The sequence below is a fragment of the [Clostridium] scindens ATCC 35704 genome (genome assembly GCF_004295125.1).
Taxonomy (GTDB): domain Bacteria; phylum Bacillota; class Clostridia; order Lachnospirales; family Lachnospiraceae; genus Clostridium_AP; species Clostridium_AP scindens.
The window spans coordinates 533,223-555,459 of sequence record NZ_CP036170.1; the positions used below are offsets into that span (position 1 = coordinate 533,223).

Annotated in this window: 21 protein-coding genes, 1 tRNA gene and 1 other annotated feature; of the genes, 3 read left to right on the forward strand and 19 right to left on the reverse strand. The window is 49.1% G+C overall.

Going from position 1 to position 22,237, the window contains the following annotated elements; translation table 11 throughout:
* Nucleotide 1 precedes the first annotated feature (1 nt).
* From HDCHBGLK_RS02780 to HDCHBGLK_RS02790, 3 genes are read right to left on the reverse strand one after another with little or no spacing between them, the layout of a single operon-like run.
* Nucleotides 2-1,414 carry an ABC transporter permease gene (locus tag HDCHBGLK_RS02780; RefSeq protein ID WP_004607328.1) on the reverse strand — a complete coding sequence of 471 codons (1,413 nt, stop codon included), beginning with the start codon at nt 1,412-1,414 and terminating at the stop codon, nt 2-4.
* Nucleotides 1,380-2,876, reverse strand: coding sequence for a COG1361 S-layer family protein (locus HDCHBGLK_RS02785; protein ID WP_004607329.1), 1,497 nt, complete (start codon nt 2,874-2,876; stop codon nt 1,380-1,382). Before HDCHBGLK_RS02785 ends, HDCHBGLK_RS02780 begins: the two co-directional genes overlap by 35 nt.
* 3 nt (nt 2,877-2,879) lie before the next feature.
* Nucleotides 2,880-3,593, reverse strand: a complete 714-nt coding sequence (locus HDCHBGLK_RS02790; protein ID WP_004607330.1) for an ABC transporter ATP-binding protein — start codon at nt 3,591-3,593, stop codon at nt 2,880-2,882.
* A 120-nt stretch (nt 3,594-3,713) separates the two neighbouring features.
* Here HDCHBGLK_RS02790 and HDCHBGLK_RS02795 point away from each other — a divergent pair.
* Nucleotides 3,714-3,784, forward strand: a tRNA-Gly gene (locus HDCHBGLK_RS02795).
* Nucleotides 3,785-3,858: 74 nt separating this feature from the next.
* A complete protein-coding gene (locus HDCHBGLK_RS02800) occupies nt 3,859-4,155 on the forward strand; it encodes a hypothetical protein (protein WP_004607331.1) in 297 nt (98 codons plus the stop codon).
* A 30-nt stretch (nt 4,156-4,185) separates the two neighbouring features.
* Here HDCHBGLK_RS02800 and HDCHBGLK_RS02805 read toward each other — a convergent pair whose 3' ends face one another.
* The 15 genes from HDCHBGLK_RS02805 to HDCHBGLK_RS02865 form a co-directional block, all read right to left on the reverse strand.
* Complete coding sequence (locus HDCHBGLK_RS02805; RefSeq protein WP_004607332.1) at nt 4,186-5,826, reverse strand: Na/Pi cotransporter family protein; 1,641 nt, start codon at nt 5,824-5,826, stop codon at nt 4,186-4,188.
* A 76-nt stretch (nt 5,827-5,902) separates the two neighbouring features.
* A complete protein-coding gene (gene spoVAE, locus HDCHBGLK_RS02810) occupies nt 5,903-6,259 on the reverse strand; it encodes a stage V sporulation protein AE (protein WP_039909754.1) in 357 nt (118 codons plus the stop codon).
* A gap of 16 nt (nt 6,260-6,275) precedes the next feature.
* Nucleotides 6,276-7,280, reverse strand: coding sequence for a stage V sporulation protein AD (locus tag HDCHBGLK_RS02815; RefSeq protein WP_004607334.1), 1,005 nt, complete (start codon nt 7,278-7,280; stop codon nt 6,276-6,278).
* Between the two features lies 1 nt (nt 7,281).
* Entirely contained in the window at nt 7,282-7,755 is a 474-nt protein-coding gene (locus HDCHBGLK_RS02820; RefSeq protein ID WP_156786770.1) for a SpoVA/SpoVAEb family sporulation membrane protein, read from the reverse strand.
* A 13-nt stretch (nt 7,756-7,768) separates the two neighbouring features.
* A complete protein-coding gene (locus tag HDCHBGLK_RS02825) occupies nt 7,769-8,185 on the reverse strand; it encodes a stage V sporulation protein AB (RefSeq protein WP_004607336.1) in 417 nt (138 codons plus the stop codon).
* On the reverse strand, nt 8,145-8,819 hold the full coding sequence (locus HDCHBGLK_RS02830) for a stage V sporulation protein AA (protein WP_004607337.1): 675 nt from the start codon (nt 8,817-8,819) through the stop codon (nt 8,145-8,147). Before HDCHBGLK_RS02830 ends, HDCHBGLK_RS02825 begins: the two co-directional genes overlap by 41 nt.
* Nucleotides 8,820-8,821: 2 nt before the next feature.
* Nucleotides 8,822-8,977, reverse strand: coding sequence for a hypothetical protein (locus HDCHBGLK_RS18880; protein ID WP_004607338.1), 156 nt, complete (start codon nt 8,975-8,977; stop codon nt 8,822-8,824).
* Between the two features lie 72 nt (nt 8,978-9,049).
* Nucleotides 9,050-9,763: a SigF/SigG family RNA polymerase sporulation sigma factor gene (locus HDCHBGLK_RS02835; protein ID WP_004607339.1), complete on the reverse strand. Its 714-nt coding sequence runs from the start codon at nt 9,761-9,763 to the stop codon at nt 9,050-9,052.
* A complete protein-coding gene (gene spoIIAB / locus HDCHBGLK_RS02840) occupies nt 9,742-10,197 on the reverse strand; it encodes an anti-sigma F factor (RefSeq protein WP_004607340.1) in 456 nt (151 codons plus the stop codon). The genes HDCHBGLK_RS02835 and spoIIAB overlap by 22 nt, the downstream gene beginning before the upstream one ends.
* Complete coding sequence (gene spoIIAA / locus HDCHBGLK_RS02845; protein ID WP_009248197.1) at nt 10,198-10,509, reverse strand: anti-sigma F factor antagonist; 312 nt, start codon at nt 10,507-10,509, stop codon at nt 10,198-10,200.
* Nucleotides 10,510-10,596: 87 nt separating this feature from the next.
* Nucleotides 10,597-11,973 carry a tetratricopeptide repeat protein gene (locus HDCHBGLK_RS02850; RefSeq protein WP_004607342.1) on the reverse strand — a complete coding sequence of 459 codons (1,377 nt, stop codon included), beginning with the start codon at nt 11,971-11,973 and terminating at the stop codon, nt 10,597-10,599.
* A 20-nt stretch (nt 11,974-11,993) separates the two neighbouring features.
* Complete coding sequence (locus HDCHBGLK_RS19530) at nt 11,994-12,128, reverse strand: hypothetical protein (RefSeq protein WP_004607343.1); 135 nt, start codon at nt 12,126-12,128, stop codon at nt 11,994-11,996.
* Entirely contained in the window at nt 12,121-13,446 is a 1,326-nt protein-coding gene (locus HDCHBGLK_RS02855) for a bifunctional folylpolyglutamate synthase/dihydrofolate synthase (protein WP_009248198.1), read from the reverse strand. Before HDCHBGLK_RS02855 ends, HDCHBGLK_RS19530 begins: the two co-directional genes overlap by 8 nt.
* 1 nt (nt 13,447) lies before the next feature.
* The gene (locus HDCHBGLK_RS02860; protein ID WP_004607345.1) at nt 13,448-15,652 is read right to left on the reverse strand and encodes an LTA synthase family protein; all 2,205 of its coding nucleotides are present in this window, start codon (nt 15,650-15,652) and stop codon (nt 13,448-13,450) included.
* Nucleotides 15,653-15,667: 15 nt separating this feature from the next.
* Nucleotides 15,668-18,319: a valine--tRNA ligase gene (locus tag HDCHBGLK_RS02865; RefSeq protein ID WP_004607346.1), complete on the reverse strand. Its 2,652-nt coding sequence runs from the start codon at nt 18,317-18,319 to the stop codon at nt 15,668-15,670.
* An 84-nt stretch (nt 18,320-18,403) separates the two neighbouring features.
* Nucleotides 18,404-18,653, reverse strand: a binding site (T-box leader).
* A 273-nt stretch (nt 18,654-18,926) separates the two neighbouring features.
* On the opposite strand from HDCHBGLK_RS02865, the gene HDCHBGLK_RS02870 reads away from it, so the two are divergent.
* On the forward strand, nt 18,927-19,910 hold the full coding sequence (locus HDCHBGLK_RS02870; RefSeq protein ID WP_004607348.1) for a hypothetical protein: 984 nt from the start codon (nt 18,927-18,929) through the stop codon (nt 19,908-19,910).
* 78 nt (nt 19,911-19,988) lie between these two features.
* Here the strand turns inward: HDCHBGLK_RS02870 and HDCHBGLK_RS02875 are convergent, their stop codons facing one another.
* Entirely contained in the window at nt 19,989-22,202 is a 2,214-nt protein-coding gene (locus HDCHBGLK_RS02875; protein ID WP_004607349.1) for a PKD domain-containing protein, read from the reverse strand.
* Between the last annotated feature and the right edge of the window lie 35 nt (nt 22,203-22,237).

Consider the following 22,237-nt stretch of genomic DNA (forward strand, 5'->3'; position numbering starts at 1 on the left):
CTTACTCGCTCCGTATCGCTGCCAGAGGGCTCAGCCTCATTGCCCTTAGCGCCGGGAAGTATCCCGCGGCCACACCAACCAGCATTGCGAATCCCATGGACAGGATTACCAGCCACCAGGGGATGTACGAGATATTTCCGTCAATGCCCATTGCCGCTCCGTTGCCAGTCAGGAAATTGATGACAAAGGAAATCAGGAAACTTAGGATATTTCCGATGATACCCCCGATCAGGCCTATGAATGCTGCTTCCACCAGGAACATTTGCTTGATGTTCTTCAGGCTGCAGCCCAGTACTTTGATGACGCCGATCTCTTTGGTCCGTTCATAGATGGACATCATCATCGTATTGGCAATACCGATTGCCGCAACCAGAAGGGAGACTGCTCCGATTCCTCCGAGCACGGCCTGGACAATGGCAAACTGACCTTTCATGCTGTCAAGATATTCGGCGTTGGTCTCCACATTGTAGCCCATCTCCCGGACGATACTGGCGACACTGTCCACATTGTCTATGTCATCCACTTTTAACTGTGCATAAGAGTAGCAGAATTCCTTGTATGGCTTGCCGGACTTCGTCGTCGGCTGCCCGGGGATCACCCTTGCGTTAAACTCTTTTTTCAGTATCTGCTTCAAGGTATCCAGATCGCAGAATATGTTATAGTAATTGGCATTGTATTCATCCGGGCCACCTGCCACGATTCCGCTTGCCTTTGCCACATGCTTTGCTATGGCCTTGGGCTGGGCCTGCTTCCCATCGCCGCTGTCCGAATTGCCGGAGGCTTCATCGCCGTTCTGGCTGCTCTGGTTATAATACCCTTCTTGATCCAGGATCAGGAATACGGAATCTTTCGCCAGATCGATATCCGGCAGTCTTCCGGTCTCATAATATCCTTTACCTGACCCTTTCTCATTGAACATGGTCAGGACTCCATTGCCGTATACCAGGTCCAGATGCCCGGAATTGGGCTTGGGCAGGGAGCCTTCCGCCAGATTGATATTCCTTGCCTCCATGGCTTCCGGCGTTGTAGCCAGGAGCTGTCCATAGCCTTCATAACCGCCCTTCAGCAGTACCACCGGCAGTTCATATACCGGAGAGGCCAAGGCTACATGTTCCAGTTTGGACAGCCTGGCCAGCAGCTGATCATTAATATATTTGGTTGACTGCTCTTCTTCCTTTCCTGAGGAGGAATACATCATAGAGTTGCCTGCCTGCGCGCCGCTTACCTTAATGGTAGTCAGGCCGCCTGACTGCTCTACCTCGCGGTACAGGGACTGCTGCATGCCAAGTCCCAATGATATCATGACGACAATGGATGCCGTGCCGATGACCACTCCGAGGACGGTCAGGAAAGTACGGAGTTTGCGCCGTTTCAGGTTGCTAGTGCTCATCCTCAGAAGGTCCATCCAATTCATCCAGCAATCCCTCCTCTTCATTTAACATCTGCTTTTTCTTCTTTTTTCTGATGATAACGACTGCCACGACAATCCCCACAATGATGACTACAGCGATTGCGATCGGCACTACCGGGACTTTGCCTTGCTCTTCTTGCGGGATTTCCATCATCGCGGCATCGTCCGCGCTCATCTCTGTCACTTCCAACTGAAGATCTTTGGTGGTTGTGGAGACTTTTCCGGCCTCATCTTCGTAACTCAGCGTCATCGTGACCTTTGCCGGTCCCTTTGTTGCCTTCTTGCCTTCCAGCATCGCGTCTATGGATGCCGCCGCGCCGGATTCTACATTTCCTACAAACACTTCTTCCTTCTTAATGCCAGCCCCTTCAAAGGTAGCCTTCACATTATATAGTTTGATGCGTCCCAGATTATAGAGGCTGCAGGAAACATTTCCTTCTTCTCCCACCGCAATGGCCTCCGGGCTTATATCAAAGTCGCTGAACTCAAACCTTGCATCCTGCTTGACAGGAATCGAGATGCTGGAATCCGCCTCTATCTGAGCAGCATTGGCGTCTTCATACTTCATGCCCATGTCGATGCTGTACGGCTTCTGAAGCAGGTCTGCCTTGGCATTGAGCTGGATGGATATATCCGCCGTTCCATTGGCCGCGATTCCGTCCAGATAAATAGAGCTCGCACCGGATGTAGGAAGGAATGCGGGAGCCATAGTCTGCTCATCCTTTCCTTCCGTCGGAGCGTTCAGATTGAACAGCATATTGCTGACTCTGGTGGACTTGGAAGTATTCTTCAGATGGATAGTCAGTGTGAAGTCGCTTCCGGCGCGCACCTCCGCAGGATCCGTGGTGAAGCCTGTGACAATGACCCTTGGGACAGACCCGGAGCCTTCCGAGCCGCCACCGCTAAAAGATGCCCCGCCGTTGCTGAATCCTCCTGCTTCGATGCCCTCATCTCCTCCGGCGTAGACAGCCTGCGGCTGGTCAGAACCGCCGCCAGGCGTGCTGTCCTTCTTTTCTTCCGGCTTCGCTGTCGTATTCACGTAAAAATTCTGGGTTACTTTAGCCTCCTGATCATCACCGATATATCCTTTAAAAACCAGCGTATATCTGGCGGTAGGAACATCTTCTCTCTGGGTAAATTCAAATGCCACTTCCTCCTGTGAGTTGGCCGGTAGCATGCTGATGGTTTTGCGGTAACTTTGGAAATCCGTCTGAAACGGCCATGCATCCCCGGTATCTCCCAGTTCTGGCGCTATTACTACATTTTCCATAGCATTGTTGGTATTATTGGAAATCACCAGTGTCCACTTCTGGGCTTTTCCTGCCTGGTATACAGGCGCCTTGTTGTCCTTGGATGCAATGGACAGTTCCGGCACTGCCGCCTCCGCCTTCTGAGCCGGCATCGCCGATACTGCCACCAGGGCCGCAATAAATACTCCTGATAGTATCTGTTTTAATCTTTTCATATTTTATATATCCTCCCTCAATATTTTTTCCAGGTTCTCCTCTATCTTAAGGATCTTTCCATCCCGGATGTGGAAGATCCTGTCTGCATAAGCCGCCAGATGCTGGTCATGGGTTACCATGACCAGCGTCTTCTTCTGCTCTCTTACCACCTTCTGCATCAGTTCCATCACTTCCTCCGAAGTGTGGGAATCCAGGTTCCCGGTTGGCTCATCGGCAAATATGATCTTCGGGTCTACCACCAGCGCCCTTGCTACGCCTACCCTCTGCTGCTGCCCGCCGGACATCTGGTTGGGCAGGTGCTTCTTATGCTTTTTTAAGTTGACCAGATCCAGCATCTTGTCAGCCTTCTTCAATCGGATATCCTTTGGAATCCCGCGGAAGCTTAGAGGCAGCGCCACATTCTCCACCGCGTTCATGGTTCCCAGCAGGTGGAAGGACTGGAAGATGAACCCTACATGATCGCGGCGGAACCGCACCAGCTGGTCCTCGTTCAATGTCTCGATATGCTGCCCTGCAATTACTACGCTTCCCTTTGTGGGCTTCTCAAGGCCTGCCAGCATATTCAGCAGGGTAGACTTGCCTGAACCGGACGTTCCAACGATCGCGCAGAATTCGCCCTCGCAGATATCGAAATTAACCCCATCAAGCGCCCGGACAATCTCATCCCCTACTCGGTATAACTTATACAGATCTCTCACTTCTATTACTTTTCCCATAAGCCCCTCCTGTCATATGTGTTCTAAGTATACAATAGAAATAGAAATACTTTCGATAGAAATTATGAAATATTTCTTAATATTGCATTTTTGTAAAAAAAGTATTATAATATGTTTTGTGCAGATGTAGTTCATCGGTAGAATACCAGCTTCCCAAGCTGGGGAGGCGGGTTCGATTCCCGTCATCTGCTCTTTTCCAGGCTGGGAATACAATTGTTGTGTATTCTTAGCCTTTCTTAATACGATAGCCTATGAAGGAGCGGACATGATACTAACCATCGGATTATCCATAAAAGCATTAAAAAAAGAGCCTTTTTCAGGCTCTCACTGCGGCATGAGATATTATCTTAACGTGTTAGACGATATGCTGTATGCATACATCTATTCTGAACCCTGGTGTTTTGAGGCAACCCCGGATGACCAGAAGGAGCAGAAGGAATTTCCGTTTACCCAGGAAGGCCTGGATGCGGCGGTGGACTGGCTCAATGCAGTCTACGAAGAAAGACGCCTTCAATTCAATAAGGCGGAAAAAGACAAGATGAAGCATTTCCTTGGAAGGTAAGAAGAGCGCCGGCATACACCGGCGCTCTTCTTATGCAACACTTTCCAGCACCTCTTCCGCAATATTGCGGGCATGGTCTGATATACGCTCCAGGCACACCAGGGTATCCAGAAATACGATCCCCGCCTCCGCATTGCACTGGTTGTTCGTCAGGCGCTTAATGTGCCTGCTTCGAAGCGTGATCTCCAGATTGTCTGCCTGGGTCTCTTTCTCAATCACCTTCAAAGCCTTTTCCCTGCTCTTCTCTTCAAAGGCTTCCAAGGCATATTTATAACTGTCAATACATACATCCAGCATTTCTCTTAACTGGGAACTTCCGATTTCTGAGAATGCCACCTTCTTTTCATAGAGCGTCTCCGCAAATTCAGAGATATTTTCACAGTAATCGCTGATACGTTCTATATCCGACACCATCTGAAGAAGGTGTGCCAAATCTTGATGCTCCTTCTCGCTGATCTGGAGAGAACTTAACTTGATCGCATAGTCGGTAATGCCCGCGCTAAGCTTATCCACCGTAGTCTCTTCTTCCTTCAGGAACTGGATATCCTCATCCTTGAGCGTAAAGAGAACCGTCTTGGCAACGTCCAGAGAATCCTTTACGATCTCGCCCATACGAGCCACTTCTCTGACTGTAGACTGAAGAGCAATGCTTGGTGTCTCCAGGATACGGTCGTCCAATAGCACCTTGCTCTTGTCCTGGGTATCCTCCTCCACGCGCCCGATCTTCTTGGCCAGCTTGATAATCCAGCTGGATACCGGGAAGAGAAGCACCGTCGTGCCAATATTAAATGCCGTATGCACAATACTGATTTCTGTCTGCGTGATGATGCCAACGCCTGCCTCTGGATGGAGGACTTCAAAATAGACGATGGCGATTACGCTGAATATAATCGTACCAATGATGTTAAATAGCAGATGCATCAGCGCGGCTGTCTTAGCATTCTTCTTCGCGCCAAGACTTGACAGGATTGCGGTGATACAGGTACCGATATTCTGTCCCATGATAATGTAGATAGCAGCGCTGAATGGGACCAGCCCTGCCGCCGCCAGACTCTGCAGGATACCCACGGAAGCCGAGGAACTCTGAATGATCGCCGTCACAAGGGCGCCTGCCAGGATTCCAAGAAGCGGGTTATTTCCCAACGTAACGAAGATACTGCGGAATCCTTCGGATTCTTGCAGCGGCGCTACTGCTGATGACATAGATGTAATACCAATAAATAACAAGCCAAAGCCCACGACGATGCTGGCAATCTCTTTGGATGAGCGTCTTTTCCCGGTCAGCATGATGATCACGCCCAGCATGACCGCAATCGGAGCCAGAGTGGTCGGGCTTAGGAACTTGGCCCACTCGACAGAAGATACCAGCCAACCTGTCACCGTGGTACCTACATTCGCTCCCATAATAACGCCCATAGCCTGGGTCAGATTCATAATTCCTGCATTTACAAATCCCACGACCATGACCGTGGTGGCTGATGAACTCTGGATGACCGCGGTAATCGCAGCTCCAAGCAGCACTCCCATCAGCTTATTCTTCGTCAGCACTTCCAGCAGGGACTTCATCTTATTGCCTGCCGCATTCTCAAGGCCCTGAGCCATGATCTGCATACCATAGATGAACATTCCAAGTCCACCTACGAAGGGTATGATGATGTTTAAGTAATTCATTGGTTTCCTCCTAATGTACAAATAAACTCACTATTTCTACAATACCATTAACAAATAGAGAAAACAACAAGTTTTTTTACTTTTTCATCTTAGGCTCAAATACCATGGATGCCAGGTAACCGAATATCAGTGCCGCCGAGATCCCAACCGCGCTGGCCTTAAAGCCTCCCAGAAAGATTCCGATGAATCCTTCTTTATCTACCGCTTCTTTGACACCTTTCCATAAAAGATTCCCAAACCCCGTAAGCGGAACGCTTGCCCCTGCCCCGGCGAAGTCCTGGAAAGGCTGGTACAGCTGCAAGGCTCCCAGAACGGCTCCGCCGCACACCAAAAGCACCATGATGCGCCCCGGCATCAGTTTCGTCCGATCCAGCAGGATCTGCACCAGAGCGCAGATCAATCCTCCGATCAAAAATGCTTTTAAATAATCCATATTTTTCTCCTTCCTGCTAGCAATGTTCCAGCACGATTCCATGGGCGATTCCCGGCACGCTGGCACCTTCGTTGAAACTGACGGTGGACATCAGCGCTCCCGTGGGGACAAAAAGAATCCGCTTCCATTCCCCCTTGATCAGTTTCGGAAGGATATAAGCTGACAGCGTTGTGGCCGCGCACCCGCATCCGCTTCCCCCTGCGTGGGTGTCCTGCGTCTGCTGGTCAAAGATGGTCATGCCGCAGTCCATATGGTTCTTCTTAATGTCATACCCTCTGCCCCTCATCAGATCGAACAGAATACTCTGACCTACATATCCCAGATCCCCGGTAATAATACGGCTGTACTCTTCCGCCGCGTATCCAAAGTCTTCCAGATTCTGGATGATGGTGTTGCAGGCTGCTGGCGCCATACAGGCTCCCATATTCTGGGAATCCTTAAGCCCATAGTCCACAATCTTGCCGATGGTGACTCCGGTTATCCTCACGTGGCTTCGCTTTTTCCCAAGTATGAAGGCCCCGCTTCCGGTCACCGTCCACTGTGCGGACAGAGGCCTCTGGTTCGCGTATCCAAGCGGAAAACGGAATTCCTTCTCCGCGCTTCCAAAATGGCTGGAAGTGACTGCCATCATATAATCTCCATAGTTTCCTGCAACGCTCATGGAGGCAAGCGCCAGAGCCTCCCCTGCCGTAGAGCATGCCCCAAACAGGCCAAACATAGGGATTCCCAGCCCCTCTACTCCGATCGACGTGGCAATTCCCTGTCGCAGCAAGTCTCCGCCAAAGAGATATCTGATGTCCGCAGGCTCCAGATGCTCCTTCCCCATAGCCAGCAGGCAAGCCTCCTTCTGCATGGTGCTCTCTGCCGCTTCCCAGGTATCCTCCCCAAAGAGATCTTCGCTCTCCACCATATCGAACATCTTGCCCAGAGGTCCTTCCCCCTCCTTTTTTCCTACCACGGATGCGCTGCTGATCAGAAATGGAGACTCCTCGAATTGAATGCTTTGCTGTCCTTTTATCATATTAAAATACCCCGCTTATCTTCAATATCCAGTAGCCAAGCCCCAGTAGCCAGCTGGTAAATATCCCATACAGGATGACCGGGCCTGCAATGGTAAAGATCTTGCAGCCGATGCCCATGACCTGTCCTTCTTTCTTGTATTCGATCGCCGGAGCGGCCACAGAGTTGGCGAATCCGGTAATGGGTACCAGCGCGCCGGCGCCTCCCCATTTTGCAATGCCTGGGTAGATGTTAAACCCTGTCAGAAGGACGCTTAAAAGAACCAGTATCATGGAGGTCCACCCTCCGCTGATATCCTTATCGAGTCCTGATTTCTCGCAGACATCCAAGATTGCCTGTCCAATCACGCAGATGGCTCCGCCGGTCACAAACGCCTTCGCCATATTGGCCGGAAGATTGTGAACCGGCGTCTTCCGTTTTACATAATTTTCGTATGCTTGCTGCTGTCTTTGCTTGTCCAATTTTGTTTCCTCCATAATCATTTAATTCCTACCACCGGTTGAAGAAGAATATGAATGCCCCGATTCCTTTTCCCAGCGCTATTCCCAATATAATATAGGGAATGCAGCGAAGCAGCTTGATCCTGCGGATAAAGATCGGGAACAGATTCAATATCTCTGCCAGCGCCATGGACCAGCACCCCACGAAGATTCCCCCGAACAGGCCGAAGATTGGCACAAGCCACCCGCCGTGGGGAATCGAGATCTGATAGATAAAGAATATGTTGCCCAGAATTCCTCCCAGGGCCACACTGTCTTCATACAGAAGGATATGCTCTCCGGTATGGGTCCTGTCCGCAAAGTCGGATACTACGCCCAGGCCGATCACAAAGGAAAACAATCCCCCTGCTACCGCCACGCCGGCGCTAAGACCGATGATTGCCAGTAGTATTTGTGCTGCCCACATCCAGTTCTTTCTCCTTTCTGGAATATGTCTCTATCAGGGTCGTCTGGATATCATTCTCATATAAACGCATTTCCACCTCCATAGGCGTTGGATCTACCGTAAACTTCTTTTTTCCAAAATGATTGAAAAATGTCAGAATTCCTATGATAAGTCCAATGCAGTAAGTCAGTTCCAGAATCGTAAATCCGCTGTTCGTCTTACCAGTGACCAGTTCATAGATCTGCGAGAACATCTTGGTCGTCCCGACGTCGTTGTTGAACGCCATAATGGAGAATGCCGCTCCGATAAAACTGATGATTACCACGCCCACCACCTTCATCAGGTGCACGGCGCCTCCGGCAGTCTGCTGCTCCTCATAGGTAACGATAAAGTCCGCTTCTCCCATGTTCTGGACATCCATATTTGGAAACTGCTGATGGATGCATTCGATTACCTTCAGGATGGACACCGTAGTTCGGTTCTGGTGCTTCTTATCCGTATGATGGAACTTTAAAAGCTTGATCGTATTCAGTTTGGGAACTACAGACGGATTCGCGCATTCCATGGTCACTACATCGCCAAGGGTTACTTCCGCCTTGGTGACCTCTACATTTCTGTCCGCCTTTATATATACGGTTTCGCTGTTTGCCGCCATAATTACCCCCTGCTTTCCATACTGGCTGTCACGAGCGTGCCTTCACTTACATGATTCCTGCTCTTGACATCGCCGAAATAATAGATAAATCCTATGATGATCGCAGCCGCTACGACGCAAATCAGGCACACCCTGAGTTTTTTCCTTGCCTCATCCATACTTTCCACCTTCTTTATTCCTTTTGTGGGTTAGTATGGATGGTTTCGGGAAAAATATACATGGCGCGCCTGTCATATTCGTTCTCTGAGATTTTTTAAAATTTTCTTTTCCATCCTGGATACCTGGACCTGGGATATGCCCAGTTCCCTGCCTACCTGGGTCTGGGTCTGGTTGGCAAAATAGCGGAGATAGATCAGCTGCCTCTCGTCTTTATCCAGATAATTCAGCAATTGCTGAAGCAGCATATGATTAAGGATCTTGTCCTCCCCGCCTTCCTTCTCCGGCAGTTTATCCATCAGGCGGATCTCCTGTCCTTCCTTCTGGTAGATCGGCTTATGAAGGGACTCAATATCGCCGCTGGCATCCAATGCCATGGTTAACTCCTCGCGCTCAACATTGAGGCTCTCAGCTATCTCGGTAATCGTAGGATCTCTGCCCCACTGCTCCTGCAGCCTTTCCTGACACAGATATGCCTTGTATGCCAGTTCTTTCAGCGAACGGCTGACCTTGATCATCCCGTCGTCTCTCAGAAAGCGCTTGATCTCCCCGGATATCATCGGGACGGCATACGTGGAAAACTTCACATCGTAAGACATGTCAAACTTGTCTATGGCCTTTAGAAGTCCGATGTTCCCTACCTGGAACAAATCTTCTGCCTCTACGCCCCTGTTATAGAATCTTTTTACAATGCACCATACAAGGCCTGCATTTTCCTCCACTAATCGTGCTCTTGCTTCTTCATCCCCGTCGTGAGACTTCTGAATTAAAGCGATTGTGTGGTCCATAGTCTACGTCCTTTTCCAATTGTTTTTTCCATCTTTACCGTTGTTCCTTTGCCCGGGACTGATTCAACTTCCAGTTTATCCATAAAGGCTTCCATGAATGAGAATCCCATTCCCGACCGCTCCAATTCCGGCTTCGTGGTAAAAAGCGGCTCCATGGCCTGCTTGACATCCTCGATTCCCTTCCCTTCATCTTCTATTTCAAGATAAAGGGTCTTGCCTTCTGTACGGCAGCGGATATAGATGTTATGTACCTCGCTCTCATATCCATGGATGATGGCGTTGGTCACCGCCTCCGATACCGCCGTCTTTACATCCGACACTTCTTCCACCGTGGGGTTAAGGGATGTCATAAAGGCTGCCACCGTCACCCGGGCAAAGGATTCATTGGATGAGCGGCTGTCAAATATTAACTGCATTTCATTGGTATTCTCCATCTACTTCTCCTCCTCATATATCTGCATAATTTTTGTGACACCAGACATGGTCAATATCTTCTTCATTCTTTCATTTGCGTGCACCGCGCACACCTCTCCTCCCAGCATATAGATTCTTTTATAGCGCCCCATAATCACTCCGATTCCTGAACTGTCCATAAAATTTGTTTCCGCAAAATCAAAGATGACATAGCGGATGTGGTTGCGCTCAATCAGATGGTCCGACTCCTTTCTGATCTCTTCCGCATTGTGGTGATCCAGCTCATGTGGAAGAAATACCGTCAGACAATTCTCCTGTACCTGATACTTCATATTCATCCTCCTTTTTATTTTGTCCATTCGACGCAAGAAGGATATGCAATCCCAGATTGCATATCCTTCTCTTTCGTATCGTAGTTATTATTCTCCTGTATCGCTTTGTCCATCGTCCTGCCCGCCATCCTGCGCTTTGCCGGAATTCTGGGCATCCAGCGCCTGCTGGGCGGCCTCGGCCGCATTCGTTGACGGATAAGACTCTATAATCTTCTGGTATTTGACGTTTGCCTGGTCCTGGTCTCCTTTTTTCTCATAAGACTGTGCCAGAAGCAGCATGGCCGCCCCGTCATTATATCCCTCGTCCATCTTCATAACCTGCTCCAGGTTCGTTATGGCTGAATCATAGTTAGCTACTTCAAAGTTCTGCTGCGCCGTTGCAAACAGGTTCGTGCACATCCGCGGGTATAAGTCTCCGGTAATCTCCTCGAATTGCTCTCTCCCCACGGTTCCCAGGGAATCCGGATTCACTTTCAGAAGTTCCTCCAGCATGGCTGCATCGCTCATATCGTTCTTGTTGACATGGGCGCTGATGTTCATGACGATCTCGTAACTCTCCTGCGTGGAGGCTGCAGTGGCCTGGGCGCTCTGCGTCTCCTCGCTGGTGGAGCGATAGTCTTCCAGTTCCTTCTTAAGGGCACTGATCTGTGCCTTCTGCGTGGCGATCTGATCGCTGAATTCCACGGTCTGGCGGTTAATCTTATCCTGCCTGGAAGCCGTGATCGCCGGCATGATCAGAAACCACATGACTGCCACGCCTACCACCAGCCCGATCGCTATATTGACGATCGTATGAAGCCCTGCGTTATCCTTGTAACTGGAGGATACCGGCTGGATGATCGTCTCATTTCCTATATTATAGGTAACCGTCTGCTGCTCTTTTCCTTCTTTTTCTTTGATCTTGGCTGTCCTTGACTTGCGTACCTGATTCAGTTCGTGCATATAGCGCAGCGTAATCTCGTCCGTCTTATCCAGTTTATGGGCGATCCTAATGGATTGGCGGGCCTTGGAATACTGTTCCGTATCCAGATAGATCAGGGTCAGAAGCTGATAGGCCTTCACAAAGTTGGGGTGGATCGCCACCGCCTTCTTCAGCTGGATCACAGCCAGATCCTCGCCGCCCTGCTGGCAGTAGCCGAGAGCCTGGTTAAACCGTTTGACTGCCTGGTTGATCGCCTCCAATTCACCCTGGGTCTCCTTAACCTTCTGAATATAGTAATTCGCTATATTTTCATGGGACTGGAAATTCTTGCTCAGAATCCATTCCACCAGCGCCTCTATCACATCGCCTCTGCCGTAATAGACGAGTCCAAGCAGATTCCTGGCAGCTATATTAGCCCTATTATATTGTAAGCTGCGCTTAAGCGATGCGATCGCTCCCGACAGATCCCGGATATTGGCCTTCTTCAATCCATCGTTATACCAGTAGTTCGACTGGTACGCCAGTTTTGTTGTATAATCCATATACTTCCCTCTGTACTCTTCTACTTGGTTTGTTCAATCATCTCTCGTAAAATGTCCGTCATATCCGTCAAGTCTTCCTGATAGACAGCATCCTCTATATCTTCCACTTCCAGGCTCGGCTGGAATTTCTTCAATTCTTCTTCAAAATTAAGCATGGTAACCGCCTCCTGCCAGTAACTTCTTTACCATTCCTGCAAGGTACAACGAGCCAAGACAAAAGATGTCGCCATCATCCACCCGCTCATTTTCCGCTTTTTGTAAGGCTTCTTTCAGGCTTCCGGCTCTATACACCTTCTTCCTGGTATATTTCTTAAATACTCGCTCCAGTTCTTCTGCCGGAACCCTTCTCTTATCTTCGATCTCCGTGACGATATAAGCCTTGGCATTCATATTCCTGCACAGGTATTCTATCATCTGCTCATATTTCTTATCCGACACGGCCGAAAAGATGATGACCGGGCCTTCTCCCTCATCCGCGCCAAGCGCCTTTACGCTTTCTGCGAATGCCTCCACGGCTCCCGGATTATGCGCGCCATCGATGACAAGATGCGGGGCTACCCGCTCCATCCTGCCTTCCCAGTGCATAGATCCGATCGCGTCTACCCAGCGACTCTTATGGATCGTCTCATCCCTAAGGAGATACTCGGCGGCCTCCAATGCGATCTGGGCATTCATGACCTGATAACATCCACAGATCGGCACTTGGTAGATAACACCTTTATCATACGCATTTGCCCGGGAAAATGCAATATATTTCCAGTTAACTTCTCGGATTTCGTACGCATTTTTCGAGATTTCTCTACAGGGCGCAAGCATCTTTTCCGCTGTTTTCCGGATGACCGCGCAGGCTTTCTGATTGCTCGCATCGAAAAAAACCGGGACGCCCGGCTTAATGATCCCGGCCTTTTCCGCCGCGATCTCTTCGATCGAATCTCCCAGGATATCGGTGTGATCCAGGCTTATGGACGTAATCACCGCAAGCGCGGGATGCTCGATATAATTGGTGGCATCCAGCCTTCCGCCGATGCCAGTCTCCAGGATGATATATTCCACATCCGACCCCGCAAATGCCGTCATCCCCATGCCAAGGAGGAATTCGAAATAAGAGGGATGCCCCAATTCCTCTTCTTCCATCTTCCTTGCCGTTTCCTGCACCTGGTTAAATGCTTCAAGAAACGCCTCATTGTCTATCTGTATATTGTCCATGCGAATCCGCTCATTGATGGATACCAGATGAGGAGAGGTAAAGAATCCGGTGTGCTTTCCTTCCGCCATCAGGATGGCCTGAAGATATGCGCACACCGATCCTTTTCCATTAGTCCCTGCCACATGGACGATCTTGCGGTCAGAAGAAGGATTTCCAAGCCTTCTTAAGAACTCCCTGACATGATCCAGGGTATGCTTCTTCGTAAACTTGGGAAGTTCCTCTATATATGCCACTGCCTCATCATATGTGAATCCTACTGCCGTCATCTTACTCGTCTCCATCCGTCTGCTCTACCCAGGACTTAGTCTTATCGGTTGCAGTTCCTTCCTGGCAGATCAACTGGCCATCCTGGTAAATATATTCGTCGGATGACCGGAAGATGGTATTGCTTGAGCCTACCTGACTGACCACGATTACATCTCCGTTGATCAGTTCTGTCTCCGAAAGGTCAATTCTTGTATTATTCAAGAAACTGCTCTTTTGCTTTTCTCCGTTTACATAGACTTTGCTGGACTTTGTAAAGTTCTCTCCATACAGGCTATAGCCGCCATCCAGATGTGGCACCACGTTCTTCAGCGATACATCCTTGATGCCCATCACCATATGGCCTTCCGTTATTGGCAGCTTGCCGTCGTATACATACTGCTTTCCATACAGGATGTCATACTGCAGAAGTTCCAGGTCTGCCAGATAATTCTTGGTCTTTCTTCTCTCCTGGTGATAATTGAATACCGTTCCGGAATGAATATCCAGGCGATCAAATACATCCGCCATAATCTGGTAGGATGGAACATTGCGGTCTTCTTTCGGAAGCCCGATGTTATCCCAGATTACATAATTTGTGTTGTAAAGATAACGCCCCTTCAGGTCTTCTGCCTTCAGTCCCATGGTAGGAAGATGGTCTCCGTAGAATACGATGACGGAGGGCTCTCCCCTGTCTTCTACGGCTTTCACAAGATTCCCCGCGAACTGGTCCATCTCATAGACTTGGTTCACATAGTACTCCCACTTGTTCTTCGTCGCTTCGTCCTGGATTCCTTCCACCTGGATGGCCGGATTTTCAAGCACCTTTTCTTCCGGATAGTCGCCATGACCCTGCACGCTGACGGCGAAGACAAAGTCTTTTCCATCCGTGGTATTCATAGAATCCATCACGTGCTGCACCAGAATATCATCCTTGGCCCATCCATTCTCGGTGGTCTGCAGGATATTCATAAACTCCTTGCTGGTAAAACTGTCGAAGCCAATATTATTAAATACTCTTGCCCTGCTGTAGAAGTTTCCTCCGTTATTATGGAGCGCGTGTGTTCCATACCCAAGCGCCGCCAGAGCAGTCGCCGCGCTCTCACTAGTCTGATCCTTAAGGACCGTCTTGTAGGGATATTCTCCAGGCCCGAAATACCTCAGATTCATGCCTGTCAGCACTTCAAATTCTGTGTTTGCCGTGCCAGCTCCTACGGATGGCACTTTAAAGTAACCGGACGAATAATTCTTGTACATCTCATGCAGGTTTGGACATGCATCCTGGGAAGTAGTGAAGAATTCAGCTTCATCCACGTCAAAGTAGGACTCCAGCTGTACGAAGATGATGTTCGGAAGTTCTTCTTCCGTCCGCCCCGTCTCATTCTTGGTGATCTCTCCGTTATTGCTGATCTTGGCGATCGTCTCCTTGCTGTAGTCGTTCGGTTCCGTAATACCTGTATTAAAAAGGCTTGCCATAAAGCAGTACGGAAGTCCATAGTCTTCATAGGCGAATGCAATATTGCCAAAATAGGTGGATACTACCCGCTTCTCCACTGCCAGGTCGGATGCAAAGCCATATGCCACGAAGCACACGACGATGCCCACCAGGGCCCATACGCGGCGTATCTTTCCCTCATACTGGCCTCCCCGCTTCCACATGGAGATCACCCATATGATGACGGAGACGATACCGATAATCAGGACGGTCAGTTCAAATCCATTAAAGTAGTTATTGATCAGGGTAAGCCCGTCTTTCGCTACCTTAAGATCCTGCGCGTTAAAAGGCGTAACCCGCTTCATAAGCATATATCCGTTTGCCACGCCCAGAACCATCCACAGCACGCTGATAATGATGCGGACGAATACCCTTCGCTTGAACAGATAGACGATGGAAAATGTGATGAATATCATAAAAGCATTGTACAAAAACACCATTGGCGTCCCTGTCATATAATCCCAGGCTTCGAATACCGAATGTCTGGATATGGCTTCTATGGCAAAATTAATGATACATGCCAGCAGCGCATGGAACACCAGGGAAAACCGGTTCATGAATGCATAGACCGGCTTCATCTTCCTGGCAAAGGCGCTGTTGCGGCGTTCCTCTATAATCCGGGCCCGCCGCTCTCTACCTGCCTTCCATGCTGCCTTCACATCTTCTGTCTTCAGATTTTTCAGTTTATGAAACGCCCCTTTTATATCAGGCTTCTTAATATGGATTTTCTTCATAATATCCCCTTATGACTATTTTGCTTTTAGCCCTGCAAGCCTTTCTTTGACTTGCTCCATCATCTGTTTATATGTCTCGAGCTTGTCACGTTCCTCCTGAACTTTTGCCTCCGGCGCCTTGCTTACGAATCGTTCATTGTTCAGCATTCCGGATGCACGGGCAATCTCTTTTTCAAGCCTTGCCTCTTCCTTGCTCAGCCGCTCGATCTCCTGCTCTAAATCAATCAATTCTTCCAATGGCAGATAAACGGTTGCGTCCGGTACTACGATAGATACGGCATCTTCCGCGATGCCGGCCTTATCATGCTGGATGATCAGATCGTTGACGAATGCCATGGACTGGGCAGAATTTCTTAAATATTCCAGTCCCGTGCAGAGTTTTTGATCCTCGCATACCAAATAGGCGGTAACCTTCCTGGAGTTTGGCACATTCATCTTAGCGCGCACGTTCCGGATTCCCCGGATTATCTCTTTGTAATGCTCTACAATATTTTCCGCGATCGGATAATTCCACTTCTCATCATACTTCGGCCATTCGGACATCATAAGAGACTCTTCTTCCGGCACCAGCTTGCCATAGATCTCTTCTGATACGAACGGCATATATGGATGCAGAAGCTTTAAAGACTTCTTCAGCACTTCCCGCAGCGTCCACATCGCGTCATTGGCTGACTTCTGGTCTTCCTCAACGTGATAAATGCGGTATTTGGCAATCTCGATATACCAGTCGCAGAATTCATCCCACATAAAATCATAGATCTTAGACAGCGCAATCCCCAGTTCGTACTTATCCATATTCTCGGTTACGTCTTTTACCAGGTTATTGCACTTGGACATGATCCAGCGGTCTGCCGGGCGTAATTTAAAATCTGCCGGCTCCGTGATCTCCTTATCTTCTATATTCATCATAATGAAACGGGACGCATTCCATACCTTGTTGGCAAAGTTCCGGCTCGCCTCCACCCTTTCATTGTAAAAACGCATGTCATTGCCCGGCGCGTTTCCGGTGATCAAAGTCATACGCAGGGCATCCGCGCCGTACTGCTCGATTATCTCCAGCGGATCGATGCCGTTGCCCAATGACTTGCTCATCTTGCGGCCCTGAGAGTCTCTTACCAGGCCGTGGATGAACACGGTATGGAACGGAGTTTTCCCGGTATGGGCATATCCAGAGAATACCATACGGATTACCCAGAAGAAGATGATATCGTATCCGGTTACCAGAACATCCGTAGGATAGAAGTAATCCAAATCCTCGGTCTTCTCTGGCCATCCCAATGTTGAGAACGGCCACAGCGCAGAACTGAACCAGGTATCCAGGGTATCCTCGTCCTGGGTGAAATGCGTGCATCCGCACTTCGGGCATTTCTCCGGCACGTCGCAGGATACGACAATATCGCCGCACTCATCGCAGTAGTAGGCCGGAATCCTGTGCCCCCACCAGATCTGCCTGGAGATGCACCAGTCACGGATATTCTCAAGCCAATGCAGATAGATCTTGTCAAAACGCTCCGGCACAAACTTAAGGTCGCCATTCTTGACCGCCTCGATGGCCGGCTTCGCAAGTTCTTCCATCCTTACGAACCACTGCTGCTTAACCATAGGCTCCACCGTCGTATGGCAGCGGTCATGGGTACCTACATTATGAGAATGCGGAACTACCTTTACCAGGTATCCCTGCTCCTCCAGATCCTTAACCATTACCTTTCTTGCTTCATAACGTTCCATTCCTGCGTACTTGCCGCCATTTTCATTGATGGTGGCATCGTCATTCATCACATTGATCTCCGGAAGGTTATGGCGCTTGCCCACCTCGAAGTCGTTAGGGTCATGAGCCGGCGTAATCTTAACCGCGCCTGTACCAAATTCCTTGTCTACATAATAATCCGCTACGATCGGAATCTCCCGGTTCACCAGCGGAAGGATTGCCTTCTTGCCTACCAGGTCTTTGTAACGTTCATCATCCGGATGTACCGCGATCGCGGTATCGCCCAGCATCGTCTCGGGACGGGTGGTGGCTATTTCCAGACAGGCATCGCTGCCTACGATAGGATACTTAATGTGCCAGAAGTCTCCGTCCTGCTCTTCATGCTCTACCTCCGCATCCGAGAGAGAAGTCTTGCACACCGGACACCAGTTGATGATTCTGGATCCTCTGTAAATATATCCTTCTTCGTAAAGTTTGATGAACACTTCCTCTACTGCCTTGGAGCATCCCTCATCCATGGTAAAGCGCTCTCTGTCCCAGTCGCAGGATACGCCTAATTTCTTAAGCTGATCCTCGATCGTTCCTGCATATTCCTCTTTCCACTGCCAGGTCCGCTCCAGAAACTTCTCGCGTCCCAGTTCCTTCTTATCGATACCTTCTTCTTTCAACTGGTTGGTAACCTTTACTTCTGTAGAGATCGCCGCATGGTCTGTTCCAGGAACCCACAGCGCGTTGTATCCCTGCATCCTCTTATAACGGATCAGGATATCCTGCAGCGTATTGTCAAGCGCGTGGCCCATATGCAGCTTGCCGGTAATATTCGGCGGCGGCATCACCGTAGTAAACGGCTTCCTGCTCCTGTCCACCTCGGCATGGAAATACTTGTTCTCACACCATTTCTCATATAACTTAGATTCAATCTCCTTTGGGTTGTAGGTTGTCTCTAACTTCTGACTCATAGTTTCCTCCTCATAAATCGTGTCTTACACATCTCTTCACAGTTTTTTCACATTTTACTGTAATGAAAACGCCCTTTACATTACGTAAAGGGCGATTGTAGTCGCGGTACCACCTTTATTATATAGAAAAAACTTCCTCTATACATCTCATCTTATTCTTTAACGGGAACGACTCCGGGACCATCTAGCACCATTCGGGCGCCCGTATGGATGTTCAACAGTCCGGCTCGAAAGCTACCTTCTGCATCTCTGTCATCAAGCGCCTTTCAGCCTCCGGGCCACTCTCTCTTTCGAAAACGAACTTATGCATACTCCTCTTCTTCAATGCCTTTACGTATAAACTATTGAATATCATAGCCATCGAAAAGTATTTTGTCAAGGAGTTTAAAGAATTTTCAGAAAGTCTTAAGGGTTTGCCGCTACCTTGCGCGCCTTCTTGAAACTGCCATGATTCCAGCCCTCTTGTTCCGTTGGCATTGTGCAAATTTTCCAAATGTTTGTCGAATAATATATAGACCTGTCGAATACACCCATGATACAATAGTATATAGGCAGCGAGCGTGCTGCCTGCTATATTAAGGAATGAATCATCAGGGAGGGATCAATTATGAAATGTCCACATTGTGGCGCAGACTTGACAGGCGATACCTGTGAATTCTGTGGCCAGAAAGTAATCGAAAAAGACCAGGGCAGCACGGCAAATAATACCGCCGCCGGAGGATATGCCGGATATAACCCTAATAATCCAGGCGCCTGGAAGCCATCAGGCCCGCCGCCGGAGAAATGGTACGAGAAGACCTGGGTCATCATACTCTTCTTAATCTTCTTATGGCCGATAGGGCTGTTCCTGATGTGGCGTTATAAGAAGAACTGGGGAAAGGTTGCAAAGATCAGCATCACCATCGTGGTGGCGCTCTGCGTGCTGTACTCCTGTACGTCGCCGGATAAGCCGGATACGGACAAGACAGCCGTTCCTAAGACCACTACAGTCAAGGATACGGCTAAGTCTGAGCCAAAGAAGGACGAACGAAAAGAAGAGATCGTAAAAGAACACTATGAGATCGACCTGTCCGCAGGCAATTATACTGCTGGTAAGGATATTCCGATCGGAACCTATAATATTACAGCAACTTCCGGAACCGGAAATGTATCTTCTTCCAACATGTTCTCCGGCGGACTCAATGAAGTCATGAGCCCGGACGACGACGGAATCTCCCAGCAGTCCTTTAACGGACTAAAAATGAAGAAGGACGTAGTCCTTACGGTCGGCGGGGATGTCGTCATACATCTGATCGCCGAGGATGCGCAGACAGGCACGGTCGCAGCAAGAGGCGAGGCTTCCGGAAGTCCGATAGACCTTCCGGCAGGGAACTACACGGCAGGCACGGAATTTCCTGCCGGCATCTACACCGTGATCGCCACAGGCGGCACCGGAAATGTATCTTCTTCCAATATGTTCGATGGCGGGCTCAACGAAGTCATGGGACAGGAAGGCTTTGGAGTTACACAGTTTAACAATGCCGTCTTCACCGAAGGCGTAACATTAACCGTATCAGGCACTTCCATCCAACTGGTTCCTGTAGGAGAATAATAAGCATATGAAAATCAGCCCTCGCCTTTCACGTAATGTGAAAGGCGAGGGCTGTTGTCATGCTGCCTCTATCTACTATTAAAACTGTCTTGCGCGTCTTCTTAAGACAACCACGGTTCCAGCGCCTAATGCTGCTAACAGTACCACAAGGTACAGAATGCCTTGTGCTTCATCGCCGGTCTTAACCGAGCCATTCGTTCCGGTATTGCCTTTTCCATTGCTTCCATTTCCTGCATTGCCGGATGCTGATGCCTGGTCTGAGAATGTGCATTTTACTTCCTTGCTCATTCCTTCTGCTGTCAGGCCTTCCGCATCGGTAATCATAATCTTAACGGAATAATTTCCATTTTCTGTAACTTTTAATGTAGAGCCTGTCTCTCCCTTGATCTCTTTGCCGTCTTTATACCATACATAGGTACAAGGCAGTCCTTTGATGTCATGGCTGGCAATAGCCGTCAGCGTGATCGTCTCGCCTGGCTTTGCTTCTGTCTTATCAGCCTTGATGGTGACCTCAGGAGCATTCAGCTTCCAAACTGAAGTCAAAGTCATCTCATTGGTTACCACATCATTCGCCATATCCCATTTGTTTCCATCCGGGTCTGTCCAGCCGTCCAGCGTGTAGCCCTTGCTTGTCATCTCCGGGATGCTGGCCGGGTTGATAACGCTTCCTGGAGTTGCCATAATCTTCTCCTGAGAAGAATCTTTTCCTACAAACCATATTGGAACCTCGTCTCCCCACTCAAGCACCTGAGAATTGGTCTCATCTCGTCTTATGCCCAGAGTATCCCATCCTGACACAAAAACGCTCAGATCAGGAGTAACACCGTCTACATACTTGATGATATCTCTTCCGACTATGCCATTGTCATCTGTCACTATGACCGGATCAGATGGCATGAACTCTCCTGTCACGTCTATCATCGCGCCCTTGTTAACATCCTTATGCTCCTGCAGATATACATCGCCAGAGATCGTCGGAGCGCCGCTCAGTCTTAAATTGGAATAACTTACATCGCCATTGTAATATCCTCTAAGCGCGATAGCGCTTCCATCCGATTCGGATGTATTATCTGAAATGGTTCCGCCGCTTATATCTATGATCACGCCATAGTCGTCTCCAGGAAAACTAGCAGCGTCACCGCCTCTGCAGTCCCAAGCCGAAATTGCTCCGCCAACCCAGTCGGCCTTATTATTCGTTATAGAGCCGCCGGTCATTACGAGTTTGGCGCTATGCACATCTGTTGCAGATGACCATTTATAATTGTCATTAACCATGTGGATCGCGCCGCCATTTCCAGTTGTTGCCGTATTATTCTTAATCTCCGTTCCATTCAGGTATACTGTGCCGGTGCTGATATAGATTCCGCCACCCGCTATGGCACTATTTCCTTCTATGGTTCCTCCGTTCAGGTAAGCTACGCCGCCATCATTTACACGCATTCCTCCGCCGCATTCCCAGTCGCCGCTAGGATCATACTCGTTATTTCTGATGCTGCTGCTGCCTTCCATCGTAAATTTGCCGCCAGTACCACAGTCAACTCCCCAGCAGCCGTTATTCTCTATGATTGTATCGATAATCGTCAATTCGCTGGAAGGGCCAACGTAAACCAACGGACTATATGTTGGCGCTACTTTAGCGTTCGCCTTGTTACCGTCTATGGTTACATTGGTAAACGTTACATTTCCCCAAATTTTGATAACTTCTGACCCCAGATCCATTTTGCTGGTATCATAATCTTCATCCAGCTTGATCGTCACATCACTCAGATCATGATTTACCTCGATCCAATAGGTAGTGTCGCAGATAATGATTGTTCCGCCTTTGCCTGCCAGTTCATATGCCTTGTCAAATGTTTTTACCGGCTTATCCTTTGACAATCCATCGTTGCTGTCGCTTGCTCCAGCGCTTATGGCATCATTCAGATAAATGGTGTTTCCTTCTGCTTTCGCTTCTATACTCTTGTCAGAATCCTGGTTCCCGGCATCCCCTACTGCCTTAAGCACGGCCTTATTCTGTACTTTCCCCTCATTGGAAGAATTCTTATTCTCCTCTTTAGAAGAATCCTTATTCTCTTCCTTAACGGCGTCCGATACCTTCTTATCCGTATCTTCTGCCTCTTTCTTGTCTTCTGCCTTATTTTGCCCCTCCCCTTGGGCATCTTCTACCTTAGGCTCTCCTGAGCCTTTGCTATCAATCTCTTCTGCGCGCACTCCGCTTGGCAGCATAGCTAACGACACAGTAAGAGAAAGAACAAGCGCCAGAAGGCATTTCTTGACCTTATTCCTCTGCATTTCTTTTCCTCCTGTTTCAGAAATCCCTCAAATTT